The 23615-nt window shown below is 60.9% G+C and carries 21 protein-coding genes; 10 read left to right on the plus strand and 11 right to left on the minus strand.

What is annotated here, in order from left to right; genetic code table 11:
• Window positions 1-21: 21 nt before the first annotated feature.
• The 3 genes from ACFSYH_RS04445 to ACFSYH_RS04455 all read right to left on the minus strand — a co-directional run bounded on the left by ACFSYH_RS04445 (window position 22) and on the right by ACFSYH_RS04455 (window position 3081).
• Window positions 22-498, minus strand: coding sequence for a DUF6912 family protein (locus ACFSYH_RS04445; RefSeq protein WP_377465372.1), 477 nt, complete (start codon window positions 496-498; stop codon window positions 22-24).
• Window positions 499-559: 61 nt separating this feature from the next.
• Window positions 560-2458 carry an AAA family ATPase gene (locus tag ACFSYH_RS04450; RefSeq protein WP_377465374.1) on the minus strand — a complete coding sequence of 633 codons (1899 nt, stop codon included), beginning with the start codon at window positions 2456-2458 and terminating at the stop codon, window positions 560-562.
• Entirely contained in the window at window positions 2455-3081 is a 627-nt protein-coding gene (locus tag ACFSYH_RS04455; RefSeq protein ID WP_377465375.1) for a hypothetical protein, read from the minus strand. Before ACFSYH_RS04455 ends, ACFSYH_RS04450 begins: the two co-directional genes overlap by 4 nt.
• A 178-nt stretch (window positions 3082-3259) precedes the next feature.
• On the opposite strand from ACFSYH_RS04455, the gene ACFSYH_RS04460 reads away from it, so the two are divergent.
• Window positions 3260-3469 (plus strand): helix-turn-helix domain-containing protein, encoded by a 210-nt coding sequence (locus tag ACFSYH_RS04460; protein WP_377465376.1) that lies wholly within the window; start codon window positions 3260-3262, stop codon window positions 3467-3469.
• A gap of 15 nt (window positions 3470-3484) precedes the next feature.
• Here the strand turns inward: ACFSYH_RS04460 and ACFSYH_RS04465 are convergent, their stop codons facing one another.
• Window positions 3485-4084, minus strand: coding sequence for a hypothetical protein (locus ACFSYH_RS04465; RefSeq protein ID WP_377465377.1), 600 nt, complete (start codon window positions 4082-4084; stop codon window positions 3485-3487).
• A 142-nt stretch (window positions 4085-4226) separates the two neighbouring features.
• Between ACFSYH_RS04465 and ACFSYH_RS04470 the strand changes: the two genes are divergently transcribed.
• Window positions 4227-5354, plus strand: a complete 1128-nt coding sequence (locus tag ACFSYH_RS04470; RefSeq protein ID WP_377465379.1) for a LysM peptidoglycan-binding domain-containing protein — start codon at window positions 4227-4229, stop codon at window positions 5352-5354.
• A gap of 33 nt (window positions 5355-5387) precedes the next feature.
• Window positions 5388-5879 carry an Rv3235 family protein gene (locus ACFSYH_RS04475; RefSeq protein WP_377465380.1) on the plus strand — a complete coding sequence of 164 codons (492 nt, stop codon included), beginning with the start codon at window positions 5388-5390 and terminating at the stop codon, window positions 5877-5879.
• Between the two features lie 98 nt (window positions 5880-5977).
• Here the strand turns inward: ACFSYH_RS04475 and secA are convergent, their stop codons facing one another.
• The 6 genes from secA to mtrA form a co-directional block, all read right to left on the minus strand.
• The gene (secA, locus tag ACFSYH_RS04480) at window positions 5978-8683 is read right to left on the minus strand and encodes a preprotein translocase subunit SecA (protein WP_377465381.1); all 2706 of its coding nucleotides are present in this window, start codon (window positions 8681-8683) and stop codon (window positions 5978-5980) included.
• A 439-nt stretch (window positions 8684-9122) separates the two neighbouring features.
• On the minus strand, window positions 9123-9776 hold the full coding sequence (gene hpf, locus ACFSYH_RS04485) for a ribosome hibernation-promoting factor, HPF/YfiA family (RefSeq protein WP_377465382.1): 654 nt from the start codon (window positions 9774-9776) through the stop codon (window positions 9123-9125).
• A gap of 186 nt (window positions 9777-9962) precedes the next feature.
• Window positions 9963-10730: a ComF family protein gene (locus ACFSYH_RS04490; protein ID WP_377465383.1), complete on the minus strand. Its 768-nt coding sequence runs from the start codon at window positions 10728-10730 to the stop codon at window positions 9963-9965.
• Window positions 10731-10928: 198 nt separating this feature from the next.
• The gene (locus ACFSYH_RS04495; protein ID WP_377465385.1) at window positions 10929-12884 is read right to left on the minus strand and encodes an LpqB family beta-propeller domain-containing protein; all 1956 of its coding nucleotides are present in this window, start codon (window positions 12882-12884) and stop codon (window positions 10929-10931) included.
• Window positions 12877-14607, minus strand: a complete 1731-nt coding sequence (mtrB, locus tag ACFSYH_RS04500; RefSeq protein ID WP_377465386.1) for an MtrAB system histidine kinase MtrB — start codon at window positions 14605-14607, stop codon at window positions 12877-12879. Before mtrB ends, ACFSYH_RS04495 begins: the two co-directional genes overlap by 8 nt.
• A complete protein-coding gene (gene mtrA / locus ACFSYH_RS04505; protein WP_377465388.1) occupies window positions 14604-15287 on the minus strand; it encodes an MtrAB system response regulator MtrA in 684 nt (227 codons plus the stop codon). Before mtrA ends, mtrB begins: the two co-directional genes overlap by 4 nt.
• 178 nt (window positions 15288-15465) lie before the next feature.
• Between mtrA and ACFSYH_RS04510 the strand changes: the two genes are divergently transcribed.
• The 7 genes from ACFSYH_RS04510 to ACFSYH_RS04540 are packed head-to-tail and all read left to right on the plus strand — an operon-like array spanning window position 15466 to window position 22520.
• On the plus strand, window positions 15466-16851 hold the full coding sequence (locus ACFSYH_RS04510) for a glycerophosphoryl diester phosphodiesterase membrane domain-containing protein (protein ID WP_377465389.1): 1386 nt from the start codon (window positions 15466-15468) through the stop codon (window positions 16849-16851).
• A gap of 2 nt (window positions 16852-16853) precedes the next feature.
• Window positions 16854-17519, plus strand: a complete 666-nt coding sequence (locus ACFSYH_RS04515) for a DUF4129 domain-containing protein (protein ID WP_377465390.1) — start codon at window positions 16854-16856, stop codon at window positions 17517-17519.
• The gene (locus tag ACFSYH_RS04520; protein WP_377465392.1) at window positions 17516-18751 is read left to right on the plus strand and encodes a DUF4350 domain-containing protein; all 1236 of its coding nucleotides are present in this window, start codon (window positions 17516-17518) and stop codon (window positions 18749-18751) included. The genes ACFSYH_RS04515 and ACFSYH_RS04520 overlap by 4 nt, the downstream gene beginning before the upstream one ends.
• Window positions 18748-19950, plus strand: a complete 1203-nt coding sequence (locus ACFSYH_RS04525; protein ID WP_377465393.1) for an AAA family ATPase — start codon at window positions 18748-18750, stop codon at window positions 19948-19950. Before ACFSYH_RS04520 ends, ACFSYH_RS04525 begins: the two co-directional genes overlap by 4 nt.
• Before the next feature lie 42 nt (window positions 19951-19992).
• A complete protein-coding gene (locus ACFSYH_RS04530; RefSeq protein WP_377465395.1) occupies window positions 19993-21285 on the plus strand; it encodes a DUF58 domain-containing protein in 1293 nt (430 codons plus the stop codon).
• On the plus strand, window positions 21282-21476 hold the full coding sequence (locus ACFSYH_RS04535; protein WP_377465396.1) for a hypothetical protein: 195 nt from the start codon (window positions 21282-21284) through the stop codon (window positions 21474-21476). The genes ACFSYH_RS04530 and ACFSYH_RS04535 overlap by 4 nt, the downstream gene beginning before the upstream one ends.
• Before the next feature lie 21 nt (window positions 21477-21497).
• Window positions 21498-22520, plus strand: coding sequence for an acyltransferase family protein (locus ACFSYH_RS04540; protein WP_377465397.1), 1023 nt, complete (start codon window positions 21498-21500; stop codon window positions 22518-22520).
• A gap of 13 nt (window positions 22521-22533) precedes the next feature.
• Here the strand turns inward: ACFSYH_RS04540 and ACFSYH_RS04545 are convergent, their stop codons facing one another.
• The gene (locus ACFSYH_RS04545) at window positions 22534-23520 is read right to left on the minus strand and encodes a stage II sporulation protein M (RefSeq protein WP_377465399.1); all 987 of its coding nucleotides are present in this window, start codon (window positions 23518-23520) and stop codon (window positions 22534-22536) included.
• Between the last annotated feature and the right edge of the window lie 95 nt (window positions 23521-23615).

The following is a 23615-nucleotide window of genomic DNA, read 5'->3' on the forward strand; positions in this document are numbered from 1 at the left end:
TCGCGGTTCTGGCTGCGCGGACTAGCGCGAAATCATCCCCAATTCGGACACGTCATACCAGAGCAGGTCACGCTCGCCCAGTGCGATGATCGCTTCCTCCTTGCCTTCGAGCACGCCCTGAATGTCGCCTGCAGCTTCAGGTTCGTCAACATGCACGCACACGATCTTGGTTGGCCCAAGATCCTGAGTGATGTCAACCGCAGAGAGTGCCTCGTCCGGTGTGGCCTCAACGACCGTGACAGCCGAGTCTGGGACGTCAACTGAGATGATCAAGCGTGTCCACTGCTCATCGGGGGCGGCAGCGATAAGCATGAGCGAGTCATCTGCCGCAGCCATGAACGCGCCGTACTCGACCTCTTCGATGTCCGTGATGTCTTCGGCCGCATACTGCCGCACCAAGGCTGCGGTGGCGGTGTGGGCGCGACGTGGGGTCAGGTTGATCTTGTTGCCTTTGACCCCGTCGAGTTCGCTGAGGGTGGCTGGTACATACAGGCGCATGTTCTAAGTGTGCCATCTGAGGCCCGATAATCTTCAACGATGCGCAGCAAGAACGGTCAGCTCAGGCCGTACGGTGCGTCACAAACCCGGCGCTGATCATAGCCGCCAGAGATTCCAATGCTGAGGGCAGGTCGCCCTTGGTACGGTCCTCGGTGACGGCTTTGCCCCATTCGAGAGCGCTGTGCGCGATGTTCTGGTCACTCGCGATGAAGTACGGCGCGTCCTCATCAGCGAACCGTCGCAGTGCTTTGACGATCTGGCTACGCCGATCCTTTCCCGTGACCCTCAGTGGTGCCTGGTTCACCACTACGAGGTAAGGACGGTCAGGGTGGCGCTCTTTGAACTGCGAGATCGCATCGATGAGTCGTTTGATTCCCACGGGGTCGGCTTTCCCCACGATCAGCACGAGATCCGCGTATTCAAGCGTCGTCAGTGTGGCTGCATTGCGCTGTGGCGCATGGGAGTCAAATGCGATGCTCTTGTCTTGGTCGAGTGGCGGCGCACAGTCCACGATTGTCCAGGGAGCATCGTGTTTCACCTGTTCGTAGACTGCTTCGAGCGCATAGTGCGCTATCTCGTCCCAACGATCGGGACGCGGCAACCCGGTCAGGAGCGTCAAGTTCTCGGCAACGTTCATTGCGCTGTCCGCAAGGGTCGCCGTATCGAGGGTGCCCTGATTGGCGTGCCGGCACGCCAGCGCCAGGCCCGACGACTCTTCGAGCAGACCCAACCCCTGTGCGAGCGATGGGGCGTAGGTGTCGGCATCCACGAGGATCGTGTGCTCACCCGTGTATCTCTTGGCGTCGCTGCGTCGGCTGCCGAGCAAGCGGCTCCGCCGCTTTGCAGCACCCTGTGTCTGCCTCATGTTCATTGCCGACGAGCCGGTTGCCTCGGTCCTCTGTGTCACGCCTCGTGAGAGCGCGTAGGCGAGACCTGCGGCTATTGTGCTACGTCCCGGCGCTCCGTGTCCGCTCCACACCGCGATGATCTTGCCATGATGGCCGGGGCGGCCTTCCGGTGCTGACGGCTCCGGTGCGAATGCCGCGGGCTGACTGGGGGGCGGTAGCGGAACGTCGGGGGTTCCGCTTTTCAGGCCAGAGGGTGCGAATGTCTCCTGCGCTGAAGTTAGGCCGTCCTGTACACCGCGATCCGGTGCGAAGCCCTGCGGCAGGGAGTCTGGCAGTCTGGTGGGCAGGATGCCAAGGCTTTCGCGCCTCAGCACGTCTGCTGTCTCCTCAATCAGTTGCTGCGCGGCATAGGACCAGTCTGCGAGCGCCTGGTCATGGTCAGATGGTTGAGGGTCCTCTGGCGAGCTGGTTGCGTTTGCCGGGCTGTCTCCACTGCGTGCGTGCGAAACCTCGTCGCGTCGGACCGTGAGTTCTATGTCATCAGCCTCTTGGTCGTGGACACTCTCATCTGCACCATGAGATGTGTCGCTGCCGTTGGTGGCCTGCCCAGAACTGCTCTCTGGCTGGCTGGCGTCGGCGCGCAGGACATCGCTAGTGGTTGCTCCTGAGATTCCAAGGGCAGCCGCGGTGCCTGCGTTGTTCCGAGCACCGGCCTCTGCCACTATCTGAGCCAGCTTCTCGTCAATGTCGGTGGGACTGACGGACACCGTGATTCCCAATGCCCTCAGCCGTTCGCACGAGAACTGATCGTCTGGGTCGTTCAGAGCAACTATCTCGACCCCCTGTACCCGCAGAAGCGACACGAGTTCCCGGTCAAAGCCAGGGAGATCAGCACCGACAACCGCGACAGTTCCGATTCCCGCCTGTGCCACGCCCAGGAGTTCGGCCGTGTCAGCGCAGCGGCGTACGAGGGCTATGCCCTCGGTGTGGGTCAGGATCTGAGCGATCCGTCCTTCGATGGCACCTTGAACCGCGGTCACCACGGACACGACGGCACGCGGATACTCCGAGAAGCCCGAGGATCGCGCTCTGCGCGCTTGGTCCCAACTCACGATTCATCCTTCGGGTAGCTGAGGAGCGATAACGTCATGTCGCCCATACTCGCGGCGACCACGTCGCTGACCTGTTCAGCGGGCACAACCACGTGTACGGTCTGTCCCGAGGAAGCGCTGAACCCCTGGTCGGTTGCAGGTAGTTGGGCCACCACGAGATCCGTTGCCACGAGCGTTGGTGCGGGAGCATCGCCGCTTGCCGCCACCCTGGGCGCGGCCCATAGTTCCACGGTCGCTCCGACTGTCACGTTGCGTGGCAGGACGGTGCTCGTAGAGATCGCGATCACGCGGGTTGCATAGGCTTGATCGTGCACGAGTGATCCGATGGGCACAAACTGCCCCTCACCGACCGTCGTGGTGGCGATGTAGTTATGGTCTGCGTCGAGTGGGACGCTTACGTACTGAGAGCCTTGCGCCGCAAGGTTCACCTCAACGGGGCGCAGATGCTCTTGGGTGACAGCCTGTCCCGCCACTATTGGCTGTGCGGCGACGTAGGCGACCGATAGGTCCTTGGCATTATCGACGGCCCATACACCGAGCCACACCGAAAGCGCCACGAGTAAGATCCCAACCACAAGCCGTGGGTCTTTGACCGTTGGGCGTCGCAGACGTGTGGCACTCACGTTTTGGCTTGGCCTGTGTTGCAGCATTACTCGTTCTATCTGTGTTTTTGTACGCGCTGATGCGCGGTGAACTGCTCATAACTAACGTGTACTGGTCTCTTGCCGAGGACACAGTAAAATCCAATCGAAGTCTGTGGATAATGACTATGGGCCGGGCTATCCATGAAACAATGCCGGTATGGCACCTCGTTTTCTTACCCTCGCGGACGTGAGCGAAATCCTGAACGTTTCTTCCACCCAGGCCTATGCCCTGGTGCGTTCCGGGGAGTTGCCTGCAATCCAGGTTGGCGGTCGCGGTCAATGGCGCGTTGAGGCCAGTGAACTGGAAGCTTACATCCAGCGCGGATACAAGCTCACGCAGGAGAAGGTTCAGTCCGGGCAGTTGTAGACCCGCCATGCGCTGTTAGAGCAGCACGATTTTCGTGATTCTCGCGGCGGACACCGTCACGACCACTGGAGCTTGAGTGTGGGGAGTTCTCTCGACCTCCGTGTGCACGTCTAGGTGATCGGTTCCGACTGCCACGATCATTCCCAACACCTCGATCGGTCCCGCGGACAGGGCTATCCGCTCGCGGTCGCTCTGAATCGCTCGGAGCACTTGCTCAAGCGACCACTCACGGCTGCGTTTACGCAGCGCGGCGAGCGCACTGTGGCGCTCGTCTTCTTCCATTTCCGACGAGCCCTCACTGTGTTCCTGCACGACCGGTTTACGTGAGAGGTTACGGAACGTCACGACTGCCTGCGCGGGTATCAGCGTCCTCTGGCCAGAGATGGTGAGGAGTAACCATTCGGGTTCGACAGCGACGAGTTGTCCGTCCACAAGTTCCCCGGTCTCCAGGGTGAGCACAAGCCTGGACCCAAGGTGTCCGCGCATCCGGTCCACGAGCGTAATGTTGCGCGTTTCCGCTTGTGAGACCTCATAGGCAGTGGCGCGGCGGTCTACTGATTCCTCGCTGCTCTGTTCTGCTTCCAACTGGGCGAAGAGTCTTTCCCAGCGGTCCATCGGCGCTCCCCTGTTTGACGTGTTGACCCACATTCCATCACATAGTTCTCCACATCCCATAGACAGCGCGAGGAAAATCAGGTTAGATCGAACTTGGTCAAACATCATCAAACCGCATCAAACGATATTAAAAGAGAGAAAAATGCCGTATTCGACCTTGAAGACCTCGGTCCTTGCTGTTGTCTGCTCCGCGCTCGCGCTGCTGCTCGGTTCTCACGTTGCAGCCCGCCTCACCACAGATGCATTCGGCTCGGCCCTCGTGTACGACCAGGTGGGTTCAGTGGTCATCATTGCGGTTCTAACTGCCGGGTGCGCGGCCGCCGCCTGGTGGGCGCTCTCAGCTTGGATACTACTCGCCCTCATGCTGCCCGTGGCATCGCGGGAGCGTCGCGAACACTGGGCACGCTCAGTCAAGGTATTCGTGCCACGGGCCATGCGCCCGATCATCGTGGCCGGGACCGGGGTTGGCATGGTTCTTGGTTCGCTACCGGCCGCCGCTGTCGAGGAGGTGCCCACACCCCCGGTTGCTTCGCAGAGTTTCACCCTCACAATGTCCGCACCGGTTTCTGGGAAAGAGGCATCTACTCCGGCCCTAGAACCGTCAGATGACACAGCGGCCATATCACGTGATGCAACCGCAGGGAAGGAAACTGTCGAGCGAGACGATGACACTGTTGCAGTGGATGATCATTCCACGAGTGCTCCACAACCCGAGCCAGAGCAGCCCGAAGAACCTGTTGACGTTCTGGCCCCTACACCCAAGTTCTCCCTGACCTTCAACGAGCCGTCACAGCAGAAACAACCACATTCAACCGCATCTGAGTCACAGAAAGCGTCCAGTTCCCAAGAAGGATCCAGCTCACCTACCAGCGTGCCCGCAAAAGCAGCGGAAGCCACGGAACCCAGTGCGGAGCCGCAGGAAACATCGGCGACCTCACCGTCCACCCAGAACAGCGAACAGATTCCCTCGCCGCAGGCCGTGCGCGCCACCACTCAGACAGGCGACACCTTCATCAAACCCGCCATCCCCGAAACGAAAGAAGCAGCAGGCAGGAAGGGGCTCGTCGGCAATAAGTCACCAGAGCAGGCCGCCCACTACACAGTGAAGGCAGGTGATTCCCTCTGGAAAATAGCCGCGGACCAACTACCCACACATGCCTCCAACCGTGATGTCGCTCAACGCTGGCAGGAGATCTTCGAGCTCAACCGTGAGGCACTCGGAGATGATCCCAACCTCATCCACCCTGGCACGACTCTGGCCCTCAACTGACCACAGCCCGCACGCAGACCATCGAGGAACACCATGATCACTACACTTGCACCGCACGTCCCAACGCCCACCGAACCCTCCAACATTGATCTCGATCTCGTGCACGACCCCGACGAAATGCGTCTCCGGTTGGGGCGAGCAGTGGAACTTCCCGACCCAACCGCCGTATGCTGCGCGGTTGCCCATGCGGCAGTCGAGGCACTTCACGGGGCACGACCGGTGCAGCAGTTGGCCCGCCTTGTGTCGCCTCATGTGTACGAACAGTTGGCTCAACGAGCGCGGGTTCAGCAGCAGGTCGATCGCGTCAACGGCGTCACGCCTCGGGCTAAAGTCGGGAACGCGGACGCTACGAGGACACGGCCCCGCGCATCGACACGGATCGTCACCGCGCGTGTCCTTCGGGTCTCACCGATCGCCGCCGAGGCCTCAATCGTTCTACAGGATGGGCCGCGGGCTCGTGCCGCCGCGCTGCGGGTTGAGGAGTTTCGGGGACGCTGGCGTGTCAGCGCCCTCCAGATCGGATAATCCACTCCATCTTCCCAACCAACATGGCGAAAGCCCCGCCGGACATCTGTCTGACGGGGCTTTCGCAACGGTCTATCCTGAGTGCTGAGAACCGTGTGTTAACGCTTACGCTTGGCAGCCTTCGCCGCCGCACGGCGCTCCTCACGGTTGGTAGGCGCCGACGACGCAGTTGCCTCATCGCCCTCACTGTCAGAGGATGAGTAGTTGAGACGCTGCGGGGTCTTAGGTGCGTCAAGCCCCTTGGCAACGAGAACTTCCTGTTCCTCGTCTGGGGTTCCATCACCGTCCACGTCGACTTCCTGCTTCTCGACCTTGACCTGCAGGTTGTAGAGGAAGCCAGCGGCCTCTTCCTTAACGTTTGCAAGCATGGCCTGGAACAGGTCGTAGCCTTCGCGCTGGTACTCGATGAGTGGGTCACGCTGTGCCATGGCACGCAGACCGATACCTTCCTTGAGGTAGTCCATCTCGTACAGGTGCTCCCGCCACTTACGGTCGAGCACGCTCATGACCACGCGACGTTCGAGTTCGCGCAGGTTCTCAGCGCCAAGTTCCTCTTCACGGCGCTCGTATGCGAGACGAGCATCGGACAGGATCTCCTCGAGCAGAACCTCGGACTTGAGATTCTGACGCCCACCGACGCTCTCCTCAAGTTCCTCAACCGTGATCGAGACCGGGAAGATCGCCTTCAGCGACGTCCACAGGGCGTCAAGATCCCACTCGGTCTGATCGTTGGCCAGGGTTGCGGAGTTCACGTAGTCGGTGATGACGTCCGTGATGAAGTGTTGGATCTGATCCGCCATGTCTTCGCCTTCAAGCACGCGACGGCGCTCCTCGTAGACGACGGCACGCTGACGGGACAGGACATCATCGTATTTGAGGACGTTCTTGCGGATCTCAAGGTTACGGCCCTCGACCTGGCTCTGCGCGGAGGCGATACCACGGGTGACCATCTTGGATTCGAGCGGCACGTCGTCGGGGAAACCGGCGCGGTGCATCATCGACTCAGCGAGACCTGAGCCGAACAGACGCATCAGTTCGTCTTCCATAGACAGATAGAAGCGGGATTCACCGGGGTCACCCTGACGTCCGGAACGACCACGCAACTGGTTGTCGATACGGCGGGACTCGTGGCGTTCGGTTCCGAGTACGTACAGGCCACCGAGCTCGACGACCTCTTCGTGTTCGTCCTTCACGGACTGGCGGGCAGACTCGACGGCGCCTGGCCATGCGGCCTCGTACTCTTCAGGCGTTTCAACCGGGTCGAGTCCCTGAGCCTTGAGGAGGTCTTGTGCGAGGAACTCGGCGTTACCACCGAGCATGATGTCGGTACCACGACCGGCCATGTTGGTGGCAACGGTGACCGCACCCTTCCGACCAGCCATCGCAACGATGTTTGCTTCGCGGGCGTGCTGCTTGGCGTTCAGGACCTCGTGGGGAACGCCCTGCTTCTTCAGCATCGAGGACAGCAACTCGGACTTCTCAACCGAGGTGGTACCCACGAGAACCGGCTGGCCCTTGGCATGACGCTTGACGATGTCATCGACAACGGCGTTGAACTTGCCCAGTTCGTTCTTGTAGATCAGGTCTGGCTGATCAATACGTGCCACCGAGCGGTGGGTTGGAATGGGCACGACGTTCAACTTGTAGGTGCCGTTGAACTCGGCGGCCTCGGTCTCAGCGGTACCGGTCATACCGGCGAGCTTCTCGTACAGACGGAAGTAGTTCTGGAGCGTGATCGTGGCGAGGGTCTGGTTCTCGGCCTTGATCGCGACGCCTTCCTTGGCCTCGATGGCCTGGTGCATGCCCTCGTTGTAGCGACGGCCGGCGAGGATACGTCCGGTGTGCTCGTCAACGATGAGTACTTCGCCCTTGAGGACAACGTAGTCCTTGTCGCGCTTGAACAGTTCCTTTGCCTTGATGGCGTTGTTCAGGAATCCGATCAGCGGCGTGTTGAGCGACTCGTACAGGTTCTCGATGCCGAGGTAGTCCTCCACCTTAGCGATGCCGGGCTCCAGGACACCGATGGTGCGCTTCTTCTCGTCGACCTCATAGTCGGTGCCAGCGTCGAGGCGGCGCACGATCTTGGCGAATTCGACGTACCACTTGTTGACGTCACCGTCGGCCGGGCCTGAGATAATCAGCGGGGTGCGCGCTTCATCGATCAGGATCGAGTCAACCTCATCGACAATCGCGTAGTTGTGTCCACGTTGCACGAGGTCTTCCATAGCCCACGTCATGTTGTCGCGGAGGTAGTCGAAACCGAACTCGTTGTTGGTTCCATACGTGATGTCCGCAGCGTACTGTTCGCGGCGCTCTTCCGGGGTCTGGTTCGCGAGGATGCAACCGGTGGTCAGGCCGAGGAAGCGGAACACGCGGCCCATGAGTTCACTCTGGTATTCGGCGAGGTAGTCGTTGACGGTCACCACGTGAACGCCCTTGCCGGACAGTGCGTTGAGATACGCGGGAAGGGTGACCACGAGGGTCTTACCCTCACCGGTCTTCATTTCGGCGATGTTGCCGAGGTGGAGTGCTGCACCACCCATGATCTGGACGTCATAGTGACGCTGTCCGAGGGTACGGGTCGATGCCTCACGCACGACCGCGAATGCCTGCGGCAGCAGTTCGTCGAGAGAGGTTCCCGCTGCCACGTCTTCCTTGAAGCGCGCAGTCTCCTCGCGCAGTTCTTCGTCGGTGAATGCCTGGTAGTGCTCTTCAAGTGCATTGACCTGCTGAACGATTCCGTTCAGTTTTTTGAGAATCTTGCCTTCGCCGAATCGAAGAATCTTCTCGAGGATGTTAGCCACGCGGAACTCCCATGTGAGCGCTTTACGCCCCGCTTTCGAATATGAGCGGGTTATTCAACACTCCATCGTATTAGGTTTTTTCAGTGTTCGGTGACAATCCTGTGCGCCCTGAGAGTAATTCCGCACCTTGCTGCAGATGGTACGGCAGATTTCCGACGAGTCGGTGGTCCCAAGAACCTCCCACCCTGGGTGCACTGCACGTAAGCAGTTGTGCCAGCCCTGCCAACTCGTCGCCAAGGGCTCATGGAGCATGCCGCTGAACTCAACCATTTATGCACGAGATCTGCCTGATTACGGCTGAGTTCGGGCATAAATGGTTGAGTTCGATTCGTACGTCGCCCACCACAGACAACACGCAAAAGTGGCTGCCCCTCCCGGTACAAGGGGGCAGCCACTTGAAAGCCTCACTCGGCTAGTTCATTGAACGAATCGGTTACGGTCAGTCACCGCTCTTTGGTTCGCAGTCGCAGGTGGTGTCAAGCGCGATCACACCGTAGGTCCAGCCGTGGCGACGGTACGCGACCGATGGACGCCCGGAGTCAGAGTCGACGAACAGGAAGAAGTCGTGACCGACCATCTCCATTTCATCGATGGCGTTGGCCAAGGTCATCGAGTCTGCCGTGTGCAGTTTCTGTCGGATCGTGACCGGCGAGTCGCCCAGTTGGACCTCGACCGCTTCACCTGGCTTTTCAGGGTGCGGTATGGATTCTTCGACGTTAGGGGCGGATACTTCCAGCGCAAGCGCTTCAACGTCGACGGGCGGAACGTTGTTGCGCTGCGGACTGCGCCTCTTGGCGTGTCTGCGCTCGTGGGCTCGACGGAGTCTTTCCTGAAGTTTGTCGAGCGCTAGGTCAAGAGCCCCATATCGATCGTCTGCTGCGGCTTCTGCGCGGACCACGGGTCCCTTGTCGCGGACGGTGATCTCCACCCGTTCCTTGATGTTCGCTAGCCTCGGGTTGTTCTCGTGGGTGACTTCCACGTCGACGCGACGCACGGTTGGTGAATACTGCTCAATCTTTGCGAGCTTGTCTTCAGCGTGGCGGCGGAAACGGTCTGCTACTTCGGTGTGGCGACCAACAACTACGATCTCCATTTAAGCCTCCTGGCATTCGGGGCGCTCTCGCGCCAAAGCGTGATATTGGGGCGTTCATTCATCTGTGCGAACGCGGTGTCTACCACCTCCCTGCCGTGCTTGGGAATTGAACTTAAGGTTACATCTCAAACGTGCTCTGGGTCACTTTAGTTTGGGTGTTTTGGTGGTCAATTCGCCCAATTCTGCTCACGGCTTAGCCTTCGGCGTGGCGACAAGCGCGAAGCCAGCGACCAAGGTCCCCTGTGCTGGGTGAAGAACTCTAGCGGCTTCTGCGATTGTGGCTCCCGTGGTGACCACATCGTCGGCAAGGATTATGACGTCTGTTGTACGCACTGCGGCACGTAACTGGTCCGTGGCTCGTATTTTGCCGCGAATATTTTTACGACGAGTCTGTCGCCCAAGCCCTGACTGGTCATCTTTGCCTGCCCTCACCTTGAGTCCGCCAGGCATGACCTGCACGGCGTCTGGGGCGTTGACTCCACGTCTCAGCCCTTGGGTGAGGCCATCCGCGATGACCTCTGCCGGCACGAAACCGCGCTCCCTCGTCGCTGTGCGGCTTGATGGCATCGGCACGACGATCACACGTGGTGAACGCTCGGTGAACCGAAGGCGCTGGACAAGGTTCTGGCCAGCTATCTCCGCGAGCGCGCGGATAGGCTCGCTCGCGTCTTCGCGTCCGTGGTCTTTCCACCTGGCGATCACGTTGCGGTTGGACCCCTCGTAGAGGGTTGCATGGTAGATGGGGAAATCAGTGTCGGGGATGGCCGCGATTCGTGGGGCCATACGCATCAGACAGCCATCGCACAGGACGGTGTCCGGTGCATCGCATCCCACACACGTAAGCGGGACGATCAGTCGTAGCCATTCACGCACCACCAACGCAATCAGACGTAGCGTGTGGCGCACGGTCTGCGCTGTCCGGTGTCCGCCCTGAGTGGTGAATGTTTCCTGCACGCCGCAACCTTAGCGGGCTTCGGCTTCCCTCATACTCGCTGGGTCGAAAATGTTCCAGGTGCGCAAGTTTTACATATGCACCTGGACGAAAAACGCCCCATCGAGTTTTCAGAAGAACGATGGCTGGACACTGCGCCAGAGTGAGCCGACGGCCTGACCAGGGTGTCGTCGCTCATCTGAGGCCAAAAGCAGCAACCGCTAACCGGGATATGTGGGGAACCACGCATCGAGCGATTCCTCAGACCACGAAGCACCGGAGGAGCCACGCGTACGGATCACGCCCTGATCGCTGCCCAGGATCACGGCCCGTGGACCGCGCGCGGCGGTGAGGGTGTGGGTGTTCTCGGCCGGGGCTATGACCTCGCTTGGCCCAGAGATCGACACGCCAAACAGTGATTCCGCCTCATTGTTTGCGGTGTGCCCGATGACCCAGAGAGTGGATTCGTCCTGCCAGGCAACGGCGTTCGCCCCGGTGATCTGTCCGCCCACGGTGACTGGGTCCCCGAGCGAGAGCGGTGCGTTCATCGCGTCGCGGACGATACCGGCCACCTCGATGTGCGCGATTCCGTTTGCGGATGACACCACGGCAACCCGGGTGCCGTCAGGGCTGACGCGGAGCGAGTGCACTTCGCGTCCGGCAAGCCAGGGCACCACGACCGTGGTCTGCAGTGTGCCATAACTTGAGCTCAGCATGAGTTCACCCGTCTCGAGGCTCTGCCGCTGTTCTCCACTCCACACCCAGGTGAATCGGTCCACGCTCGGTGCGATGAGAGCGTTTCCGGAGAGGATCACGCTGGTCACGGTGGGCTCCTGCGAGGTCTCGGGGGTCGTGGCTTCTCCTGATTCCCCATCCGTTGGATCGTTGTCGTTGCTGGCAGAGCCAGCGTCCTCCGACTCGTTCTCCGGTGTGTCCGCCGATTCGCCGTCAGCATCTCCGGTTCCCGGAGTTCCAATGGCCGGACTCATGTTCGCGGCGAGCGGGAGCCTGCGAATCTCGCTGAGTCCGTTGCGGAACACCCCGGCGACCACACTCTCGGGGATGGCGAGCGCCGTGACGTCGTAGCCGGTGAACGGAGCGATTTCAGTGACTGGTTCCAGTTCCCTACCGCGCAGTCGCATGAGGATGTCGTCGTGCAGCACATACGGGTCCGAGGCGTTCCCGGTTGCCCGATTCGGGTCTCGCATGATGCTGTCGTTGTACGTGATGTTCATGTCTATGGACTCAGCCTGAATGGTGACTGTGTTCACGCCGGGGATGCGCTTGAGGGTCGTCTGGACTTGAGCGGCCAGGTTGGCTCGTTCCGAAGGATTGGCGTTGAGCACGTTTCTGGACAGGTTCACCGTGACGTTTGCCCCGGTGCGGACTGCTGAGACGAGTCTCGTGCCATCGGGGACCGCTGTTCGCACGGAATCGCGCAGCCACGGGGATGGTCCTTCGATGAGTGCGCGAAGGGCCTGGCTCTCCGCGAGTGCGGAGACGACCCAGCGAGTGTCGGGGACGAGGAACTGCGCGTTGGGCGACAGGAAGTAGAGCGGCACGGCCCGGTAGTTGTTTTGGAACAGGGTGTGGGACATGACGAGTCCGTCGCGCAATCCGGATATCCGCCATTGCCCTTGGGAGTTTCGTAGCAGTTCAAAGCTGGCCTCAAGGCGGGCATCGGCGAGGGACTCGGTATAGGTGCCCTGGACATCGACTGTTCCGAGGGATTTTGCGCTTGCGACGACGTCGATACGGATGGCGCCTTCGAGGTCGATCTCGGGAACGATTGCAGGTTCCTCGGGTGCGCTGCTGTCTATGTACCCGAGGTCGATATCTCCCTGGTAGACGGTGGTGTCGGTGTTCGGGTCCCAGCTACGGGCGGCGGCCACGGTGAGGTATTCGCGGGCGACGGTGAAGTTGTCGGTGAGTCCCGCAGCCTGGGCGGAGATAAATCCGTTGACTATCTCGCGCGGGCTTGCATCCTGGAGCGGGCCGGGTGCCCCGAAGTAGATGTTTCCGGGGTCGGACACGGACAGGTCCTGGCTGTGAATCTCGGAGGTCACCGGGATCTGGGCGCAGTTCGCGCACAGCGCGATCACGAGGATCGCTGTGAGCACAGCGCGCAGTCTTGCTGTGGTGTGACGTGCTTGACGACGATTCGGCTGGTTAGTCATCGAACGCCCCCGTGGTCTGTGGTGCGGTGGGGATGGCTGCCGAGTCTTGATCGAAACTTGGCAGGACTGCTGGCCCGTGATCCTCGTGGTCGTAGTAGACGGGTTCAGTTGTATCGGGAGTCTCACGGGATGGTTCGAGTTCAACGGGCGACTCAACGAGCGTGATTCCCGCACGTACGGGCAGTGTGAGGCGGAAGTTTGAACCGAATCCGGGGCGTGCCCAGACCTCGAGCCAGCCGCCGTGGAGGTGGGCGTCCTCTTTCGCGATGGACAGGCCGAGCCCGGTGCCGCCGGTTGTGCGGGCGCGGGCTGGATCTGCGCGCCAGAATCGGTCGAACACGCGAGTGACCTGTTCGCGGTCCATACCGATGCCATGATCGCGGACGGACACAGCCACGGCGGTCTCGCTTGCGCGAACGGTGACGTGCACCGGGTTTCCCTCGGCGTGTTCAACTGCGTTGACAAGGAGGTTGCGCAGGATGCGCTCGACCCGCACGGAGTCGAAGTCTGCCTTGGTGCGGACCTCGGGAAGATCGGCGGAAACCCAGACTCCCTTCTTCTCGGCGAGCGGCATGACGTTGTCTATTGCCGTGATCACGAGTTCGTTGAGGTCTCGGGCCTCTGCGGACAGGACCGCCGCTCCGGCATCAAACCTGGATATCTCCAGGAGGTCGGCGAGCAGATCTTCGAAGCGGTCGATCTGGGTGTGCAGGAGTTCTGCGGATCGTTTGACGACGGGAGCGAATTCCTCGCGGTTCTCGTAGATCATCTCGGAGGCCATACGCACCGTCGTGAGCGGTGTGCGCAGTTCATGCGACACGTCTGAGACGAACCGACGCTGCACTTTGGAGAGTTCCGCGAGTTGGTCGATCTGGACTCCGAGAGAGGATGCCATCTCGTTGAACGACATGGCGAGTCGGGCCACCTCGTCTTCGCCGAGCACCGCGAGACGTTCGTCGAGATGCCCGTCTGCGATGCGCTCTGCCACCGCGGAGGCCTGCTGAACCGGGATGACGACCTGTCTGGTCACCGTGAAGGTGAGCGCGCCCAGGATCGCGACCAGCGCGATTCCGGCGAGTCCTACGATCCCTTGCAGATAGCGCAGGGTCTGCTCCTGAGCTGCGAGCGAGTAGAGGAAGTAGACCTCGAACTTGCCTCCGACCGGCATCTCCACGGTCGACCCAACCACGATGCCGGGCGATGTGCCGTCTGCCTCACGGATCTCCACAAACCGGTAGTGCTGCTGATTGCTACCGCGCACGTTCGTTTCGCGGAGGGCACGATCGATCAACCCAGCGTGTTCCTGAGCGGTCGAGTGATCGAGTAGGAACATCGAGGTATCTGAGTTCAGGGCCTTCCACAGGTAGACGTCGCGTCCCGAGGTTCCGCCCTGTTGGAGTGCCGGGATGATGTCGGTGAGGGTCTGCTGGACCTGAACCTGGGTGGTTGCCGCCGACGCATTCATGGTGGCCTGCGCCTGAGAGACGGACCGGGCTGTTTCCTCAAGGATCTCGGTGACACGCTGTTCCACGAGTCCATTGCGGATGTAGGAGGACAGGAAGGTGGTGAGCAGCACGAGCGAGATGACGCCGATCGAGATGGCGGCGAACATGACGCGAAATTGCAGCGACGTCCGAAATGGCCGGGTGACGGCCCGCCAAGCTCGCACGAGGGCAAACGCGGCGGGCACCTCGGGCTTGAACGTCGAGCTGGCAGAACTCATCCCTTGCGTACGCCTGCTTTGTATCCCACGCCACGTACAGTCAGTACGATCTCAGGGTTCTCGGGGTCGTGTTCGATCTTGGATCGCAGGCGCTGGACGTGCACGTTCACGAGCCTGGTGTCTGCTGCGTGGCGGTAGCCCCACACCTTCTCCAGCAGCACGTCACGGGTCAGCACCTGCCACGGGGCACGTGCGAGTGCCACAAGCAGATCGAACTCGAGTGGTGTCAGAGAGATGAGCACTCCATCACGGGTCACCTTGTGTCCGGTCACGTCGATTTCGAGGTCCCCGATGTGCAGCACCTCCGGTGCCGGCTCATCGATGCGGCGCAGTCGGGCGCGGATGCGTGCAACGAGTTCCTTGGGTTTGAAGGGCTTGGGAACGTAGTCGTCTGCGCCTGCTTCGAGTCCGGCGACAACGTCCACGGTGTCGCTCTTGGCGGTGAGCATGATGATGGGCACGCCCGACTCGGCACGGATTTCGCGGCATACCTGGGTGCCGTCCTTACCGGGCAGCATCAGGTCAAGCAGCACCAAGTCGGGCTTGGCCTCTTGGAATACGGAGAACGCCTTGTCTCCGTGCGCGCAGAACGATACGTCGTAGCCTTCCGATTCGAGAACGATCCCGATCATCTCAGCCAGGGCGGTGTCGTCGTCTACTACCAGCACTCGTTGGGTCATGTCGATATCTTGCCACTTAATGTGGACAAATAATAAGACGCGCACCGAGAGCACTCATACTTAAAGTGGATTGCTCATGGCTTATAGCCAAGTAAAGTCTGTTATGGACAACTCAGCCCCGTCCGTCTGGTGACGGTCTTTGGGGTGTGGGCGTACGCGATAGGAAGGGTTTTCTGCGATGGCAACTGAGAACAACGGCGACGGAACTGAGATTAACGACGATTCAGCGGTTTCCAGTTCCGGGTCCACTTCCAGCGGCTTTGCAGCGCCTTCCGGCGCTGGCCAGGCAGGCACACAGGGTTCTGGCGCTCAAGGCGCACCTCAGTATGGTCAGCCGGCACCTCAATACGGGCAGTATGCCCCACCAAGCAGCGGCGCTCCTGCACAGGGTGGACCAGCCTATGGCCAGCCCGCTCCCCCGTCAGGCGCCCCGACTCCGCAATACGGTCAACCCGCTCCACAGTATGGGCAGCAGACACCACAGTATGGCCAACCCCAATACGGGCAGACGCCTCAATACGGTGCCCCGCAGGGCGCTCCCGGCCCACAATATGGTGCGCCACCGCAGGGCGGTTCGCCGTATGGCCCACCTCCAACCGGTTTCCAGAACTTCAACGCATCGTTCAAGCCGGGCATCATTCCATTGCGCCCGCTGAGCCTGGGCGAGATCTATGATGGTGCGTTCGGTGCCATCCGCAAGGCCCCGGGTACCCTTCTCGGCCTGACAAGTTTGATCGTGGGATTCTTTGTCGCGCTCGCCGTGATCGTCGGCTACGTGATCGCTCCGTGGCTCACCTCAACCTCGCTCGGCAACGAGTTCAACTATGTCCTGCGGGAGCTCGATACGGTCTACGGCGGAGGGGCGGCCAACACCCTCAGCATTGCGATGCTCATCAGCCTGGTTGTACCTATCGCCACGATCTTTGCAACCGCGGTGGTCGTGGTGGCGGTGGGCAACCTCGTGGTGTCCTCCAAGGTTTCGGCCAGCGAAACCTGGATGAGGGTGTCCAAGCGGTTGGGTGGCATCATCGGCGTGTCCATCATGGTGTCGGTGGTTCCCGGCATCGTGTACTTCGGTGTCTTCGTTCTGCTGATCTTCATGATGTCTGCGTTCGATTTCGCGGGTGGCGCGGTACTGCTTGGCGTGGTCGGCATGATCGCCGCAACCATCTACTTCCTCTACCTGCAGATGCGCTGGATCTTCGCGGCAGCAGTGCTTGTGCTTGAGGAACGCAAGGTCATCGACTCGATGAAGCGTTCGTTCCAGGTCTCCAAGGGGTCATTCTGGCGAATCGTGGGGTACTACCTGCTGACCAACATCATCTTGAGCCTTGCCGTTGGAATGGTGTCCGGCGTCATCGAGGTCATCGCAACGGCGGCGCTGGGACTCGATACCCTGCTGGTCACCTGGTACGGTCTGATCGTGTACGCACTGATCCAGACCCTGACCATGACCGTTACAGTGGGTGCGCTCTCCGCGGTTGTTACGCTGCTGTACGTGGACATCCGTATGCGCCGTGAGGGGTTGGACATCGAGTTGATCGCTGCGGCCCAAAAGCAATGAGTGTGTCAGCCACTGTCGTCTCGACTCTCATGCGCTTGGAACCTCCGTTGGAGCCAAGTGCTGATGAGGCACGGAATCTACTGCAGTCCGAGCTGTCCAACCCGATCTATCAGCCTGCCTCGGAACCCTGGTACCTGCGTATCCTGAACCGCATCATGGAGTTCCTCGACTCGCTTGCTGGCACGCGAATGTCCACGGGCACGCTGTTGTGGATCTTCCTCGCGGTCGTGGTGTTCCTGGTCGTCGTATTCATCGTTGCCGGGCCGATCAGGCGGGCACGTAAGACCCGTAAGGACAACACCCTGTTCAGCGTGGACGTCATCACTGCGTCCGAATATCGTGAACGTGCCCAGCGCGCCGCGGCGCTCGGAAACTTCTCGCAGGCAGCGGTCGAGTTGTATCGTGCCTGTGTGAGACGGGCCGAGGAAACGGTCGTGATCAGCGAGCATCCTGGACGCACCGCACACGAGGCCGCAACAAGCATCAGCGCGGCCATTCCATCGCTCGAGTCCGATGTCCTATGGGCCGCAGTCGTCTTCGACCTGGTCGAATACGGTGATGGTAGCGCCACCGCGCAGGATGTCGCCCGGCTTGAGGACCTGTACACGCAACTCGAACACTCCTCGCGGACCTCCTCCGAGGTTGCCCTCGAGGTGGTCGGTTCATGAGCGTCACCCAGGTCATCCCGCGTTCGACGATCGCCGAACGCCGCAAACAGTTGATGCGTTCTCTGCGCTGGCCGCTCGTCATCCTGGGTGGCATCACCATCGTGGCGGTCCTGGTCGCCCTCGCAGCGCCAAGCCGATCCGACATCCGGTTCGCCCCGAACAACCCCGACCCCGAGGGCGGTATGGCCGTCGCAGAGGTTCTGGGGAACCTCGGTGTCGATGTCACCTTCACGCAGTCGATCACCGAGGCTGAGTCTCTCGCCCACGACGGTGCAACCCTCCTGATCGCCAACGACCCATACCTAGAGGGTCAGGCGTACGGGAACGTGCTCCAACGGTACCGAAACGTCGTGCTCGCATCACCGCAGTGGGACCTTGTCGATCTCGTCGCACTCCAGTCGGAACAGCCCCTGACCATGGCTGGAACTGTGGGCAGCGGTGAGAACACGGCCGAGTGCTCGCTCTCCTCCGCGAGCACTGCGGGAACGATCACCAGTTTCGGTGGCGGGTTCGAGTTGTACGAGGAATACGACTACGACGCCTTTGAAAACGACCCGGACTATGTTCCGGCAGACCCGTACGAGGATCTGCCCGAGGGCGCTGCGTTCTGCTTCCCCGATGGCTGGGGCTACCACCTCGTACAGTTGCCGCTGGGGAATGACCGCCAGATCACGCTGTTTGACGATTCCGCAGCCTGGTCAAATGCCAGGATCACAGCGGAGGGCAACGCGGCACTCGCACTGCATCTGCTTGGCCACAGTGATTCTCTTGTGTGGCTCCTGCCTCTTGAGGACGCGCCGACCTACACGGGAACCGACAGTCCCACGTTGCCTCCTGGTTTCGAACTGGCAGCCTTCGTCGCCCTGGTCGTTGCCGTGTTCCTTGCCCTGTGGCAGGGACGTCGCTTCGGTCCCGTCATCACTGAGAATCTTCCCGTTGTGGTCAAGGCGTCGGAAACGTCGCTCGGACGCGCTCGACTCTACCGATCCGTGGGTGCCCGCGGACGCGCAGCGGCAGCGCTACGTGCCGGAACCGCAACGCGACTCGCGGCGCGGCTGGGAATCTCCAGTTCGTCGCACAGCGAACCACTCATCGCCGCGATCGCACATGCATCGCGTACACCTGAACCTGAAATCCGTGAGCTGCTCTTTGGGGCCGCTCCCATGAACGACCTTGAACTGACCGCCCTGGCTGGGCGTCTCACCGCATTGGAAAGCGAGATCAACGCATGACCGAGCCAACCGTTCCTACCCCAGAGCCGCTGCCCACCCCGCAGGATGCGGCACCGACGACTCCCGCACCTGTGCTGCCCAGCGTGTCGGCGCCGACAACGCCCAGTGCGCCGGTACCCACACAGCCGAGTACGCCAGCCGCACACGCGTCCGCGCCGGTTCCGTCGGAGGCAGCACCGGTACCGCCCACGCAGCCCACGTCTACCACACCGGCTGCCAGCGAGTCTGCGCCAGTGCCGGGCCGTCGCGCCCGCGGCCCACACGACGCATTCGCCGCCGTACGCGATGAGGTTGCCAAGGCTGTTGTGGGGCAGGAATCAGCAGTGACGTCACTGTTGATCGCGCTGTTGTGCCGCGGACACGTACTCCTTGAGGGTGTTCCCGGTGTTGCCAAGACGTTGCTCGTTCGCTCGCTCGCGACCGCACTTGAGGTCGACACCAAGCGCGTGCAGTTCACACCGGACCTGATGCCAGCCGACATCACCGGATCGCTCATGTACTCGGTCAAGTCTGAGGAGTTCTCCTTCAAGGCTGGTCCAGTGTTCACCAACCTGCTGCTCGCTGACGAGATCAACCGCACCCCGCCAAAAACCCAGGCTGCGCTGCTTGAGGCCATGGAAGAGCGCCAGGTTACGGTCGACGGCGTAGGGCACAAGCTGCCGGAACCGTTCATGGTGATCGCCACCCAGAACCCGGTCGAGTACTCGGGCACCTACGAACTCCCTGAGGCGCAGCTCGACCGTTTCCTCCTCAAGGTTGAACTGCCGTTGCCGGAGCGCGACGTAGAACTTGAGGTGCTCGCACGGCATTCGCGTGGCTTCGACCCACGCAACCTTGGTGGAGCCGGACTCAAAGCGGTGGCGACGATCTCCGACCTTGACGCGGCGCGTGAGCAGGTTGCCGCGGTGCAGGTTGCCCCCGAGGTACTCGCATACATCGTGGACATCGTGCGTGCGACCCGTCAGTCGCCTTCGCTTGCGATGGGTGCGTCTCCACGTGGTGCGACCGCCCTGCTGTCAACGGCACGGGCGTGGGCGTGGTTGTCGGGCCGCCAATTCGTGACTCCAGACGACGTCAAGGCTCTTGCCCCTGCAACGCTCGCACACCGTGTGTCGCTGCGGTCGGAGGCCGAGATCGAGGGCATCACCGCACATTCGGTGTTGACGACCGTACTCAACTCGGTTCCAGTACCCCGCTGAGGTTCAGGTGATCCGCTACCCAAGTGAAACGGGGTTTCTAGTATGGCGTTGAGTTGGCGACCAGCCGCTCTCATGGCGTTTGGGCTTGTGCCCGTGCTGATCACGCAGGCGCCGCTCATGGTGCTGCTGTGGGCTGCGCTCGTGGTGGTCGTGTGCGTTGTGGATCTGATGCTCGCCGCGCGTCCGCGCTCCCTGCAGATCAGTCGTAATCTGCCACTTCAGGTGCGTCTCAGCCAGACGGTCGAGTCGGAGTTGATCATCCGTAACACCGATGATCGTCAGGCACGCGGCCGGGTCAGGGACGGCTGGGAGCCATCGGCAGGAGCCGAGGGCGTTGAGGCTCCGGTATCACTTGCACCGGGTGCCGCCATGCGGATGAAGGTCCGTCTGACTCCGACACGTCGCGGTGAACGCCGCTCGCTGTTTGTGACGGTCCGGCTGTTCGGGCCGTTGGGGTTTGCGGCACGTCAGTACACGTTCGATGGTTCCGCTTCCGTACGGGTGCTCCCGGAGTTCAAGGCCCGTAAGCATCTGCCCTCTCGGATCGCCCGCCTGCGCGAACTCGATGGCGAGTCTGCGGTGCAGATTCGCAGTGCGGGAACCGAGTTCGATTCGCTGCGCACATATGTCGAGGGCGATGACGTACGTTCGATCGACTGGCGCGCAACAGCTCGTTCGCAGGAGGTGACGCTGCGGACGTGGCGTCCGGAACGGGATCGACGCGTGTACGTCATCATGGATACGTCGCGCACCTCTGCGCCACGTATTGGCGACGAGCCGCGTTTGGACACCTTCATCGAGTCGGCGTTGTTGCTGGGTGCTTTGTGCTCGAAGGCTGGCGACAAGGTTGAGTTCATTGCATTTGACCGTGTGGTGCGGGCGCGGACCGCTCCGCAGTCCGCTGACACCGCGATCCGCGAGCTTGGCACTGCCATGTCGGGTGTTGAGTCCGTTCTTGTGGAGACTGACTGGGATGCTCTCTCAGCGCTCATCCGTAGCCGTGCAAAACAGCGTTCGCTGGTCGTTTTTCTGTCCAACGCCTCGCTCGCACAGGCTGATATTGGCGCCTTGACCGCGCTGAGCGCGCTCGCTCGGGATCATCTTGTGATCAAAGCCTCGGTGACAGACCCCGAAGTTACGTTAATGTCTACATACCGGGAAAATTCGGTTGCGGTCTACGATGCGGCTGCCGCGGAGAAGACCCTTTTCGACGAGTCGGCTGGTGCCTCGCTCCTGTCACGCTCCGGCGTGGTTGTGTTGAGCGAGCTACCCGAGGACCTCCCACCGAAGCTCTCGGACAAGTACATTGAACTGAAGGCAGCAGGACGGCTATGAGCACCAAGAAGAACCACGACAACCGCACGACGACCCAGGCGACTGGGCAGAAGCGCGCCGCCGCGCCACAGAAGGAAGAACTCAGCGCCGGGGGCCGTCAGCAGCGATTCGCTAAGATCGTCGCCATTGCAGTGGTGGCGGGACTGGTTCTCTCGATGGTTGTCCCAGCGGTTGTGGGAATATTCGCCTAAGCCTTCATCTGTGTTGGCTTCATGACTGACAAGACGTATTACCACCGGCTTGATGCATTCAAGTTCATCGCAGTCCTCATGGTTGTGGCGATCCACGCAACCACGTACATCCATCTGTCCGATCACGCCAACTTCTGGAATTACGGCTGGTACCGGCATTTCTTTGAGATAGCCGTACCGTTTTTCCTGTTTGCATCCGGTTTTCTGCTCGGCAACAAGGGCACCGCAAAACTCCTGTCCTATGCCAAGAAGATCTTCGTGCTGTATCTGGCCGCGAGCGCCGTGTACCTGGTGTTCGCCTTGATCAAGATCCTCACGGACCGAATCTTCCTCGATACCGCTATCTCCGAGTCCCTGGTCGAGGTCTTCTCGCAGTGGACCCCAGCCTCGTTGTTTCGCGGTGACATGCTTCAAGGTCACCTTTGGTATCTGGCGGCCACCTGCTGGGCTGTCCTGCTGCTTGTGCTCATTCGCCGGTTCACCTCCGATCACCGCGTGGTTCTGGGCATCGCTACGGGCCTCTATGCGCTGACGCTCTCTGGCCTGCTTCCACTTGAGGTGTTGGTCATCAATGGTGGCTTCCCCAAGGCGTTGTTCTACATCGCGTTAGGGATAGCCGTGTTCAACAGCAAACCACCACGTAACCTGTGGATTCTCGGGGCCGGGCTTGTGTCCCTCACCGTGTTTGCTGCCATGCGCTATTCGGGCATGGGCCCGCTGATGGAGATACCACTTGCGTTGGCCACGCTGTGTATCGGGATATACGCGACCGATCCGGTTACGCGTGAGACGCGACTGTCTGGACTTGGGAAGTACGCACTCAGCATCTACGTGTTACACATACTCTTCCTGCGCATCATCGACTGCATCCTCCTATACGCTCCAATCGATGCGGAACGCATACGCTGGCACGCGGCTTATCCGATTGCGATCACCGCCATCGCCACACTCGGGTCAATCGCACTGCACAACCTATTCACACAGCGCCTACTGGCCCCTACCCAGCGCTTTGTGGATCGGCTCTTGCCCAGCACGACTCGCTAGCGAGACACCCGGATCAGGCGTATACCTGCTGGTATCCGCGCAACTCCTCATCTTGATCGCCGATGTAGCCATCACGGTAGGCACGTCCACCGAGGATGTACACGTACGCCCAGAAGAGCGCCAACACGAAAGCCCCAATCAGGATCTTGACCCACCACAGCAGATTGGAACCTGTCACCCAGCCCTCGACGACCCCTGATAACAGCAGGGCAAGCACCATCCCGATTCCCACCATGACAAGGGAACGGCCTTCCTCCGCGAGCGCCACGGCGCGCGGTCGTCGCCCGGGTTTGACCAGCACCCAGAAGAGTTTCAGACCCACTCCGCCGGCCATGAACACCGCGGTGAGCTCGAGGAACCCGTGTGGCAGGATCAGCGTGTAGAACTGCTCGGCCTCACCGTAGTAGGTCATCATCCCGGCGATTTGGCCAACTGAAACGGCATTCATCAACAGGACATAGACCGGCCAGATACCCGTGATTCCAAACGCGATGAGTTGTAGCGCTATCCATCCGTTGTTGGTGAAAACGCGGGTGGCAAAGTCGAAACCAGGTGCGTAGTACTCGGCGAACTGATAGTTCACGTAGTCGAGACGCTGTTCCTCGGATCCCATGGAACGCAGGCCCTCAGGCGTGGTTGCGACCCACACCCCGAACGCAATCGCGATCAACACGCATACGAGCGTGACACCGTGAGTCCACCAGCGGCTCCGATACATGGCCGCAGGCAGATCAACCACGAAGAACTTCTTCAGGCTCAAGAAAGTAGAAGATCTCGCGCCAACGATCTTGCTCCGAGCCTGAGCCAAAAGCACTGACAACTCTTGGATGCGGGCGGGGTCCGGCGTGGTTGACCGCAGCATGGACAGATGCGTTGCAGTTGAGTTGTAGAGGGAGATAAGCTCGTCGGCTTCTGCGCCCGTAAGCCGTCTTTGCTTCGTCAACTGGGCGAGACGGGTCCACTGGTGCTGATGTGCTTGCGAAAAGGCGTCGAAATCCACTCCCCTACTCTCCCATATCAAGGTAGGCTTCAACAGTAGATTTCCATACCGTGGCCACGATAAGTAGCCGTTATGGAACTAACCAAGCGAGGGAG

The organism is Populibacterium corticicola, assembly GCF_042683685.1.
Classification (GTDB): Bacteria; Actinomycetota; Actinomycetes; order Actinomycetales; family Cellulomonadaceae; genus Timonella; species Timonella corticicola.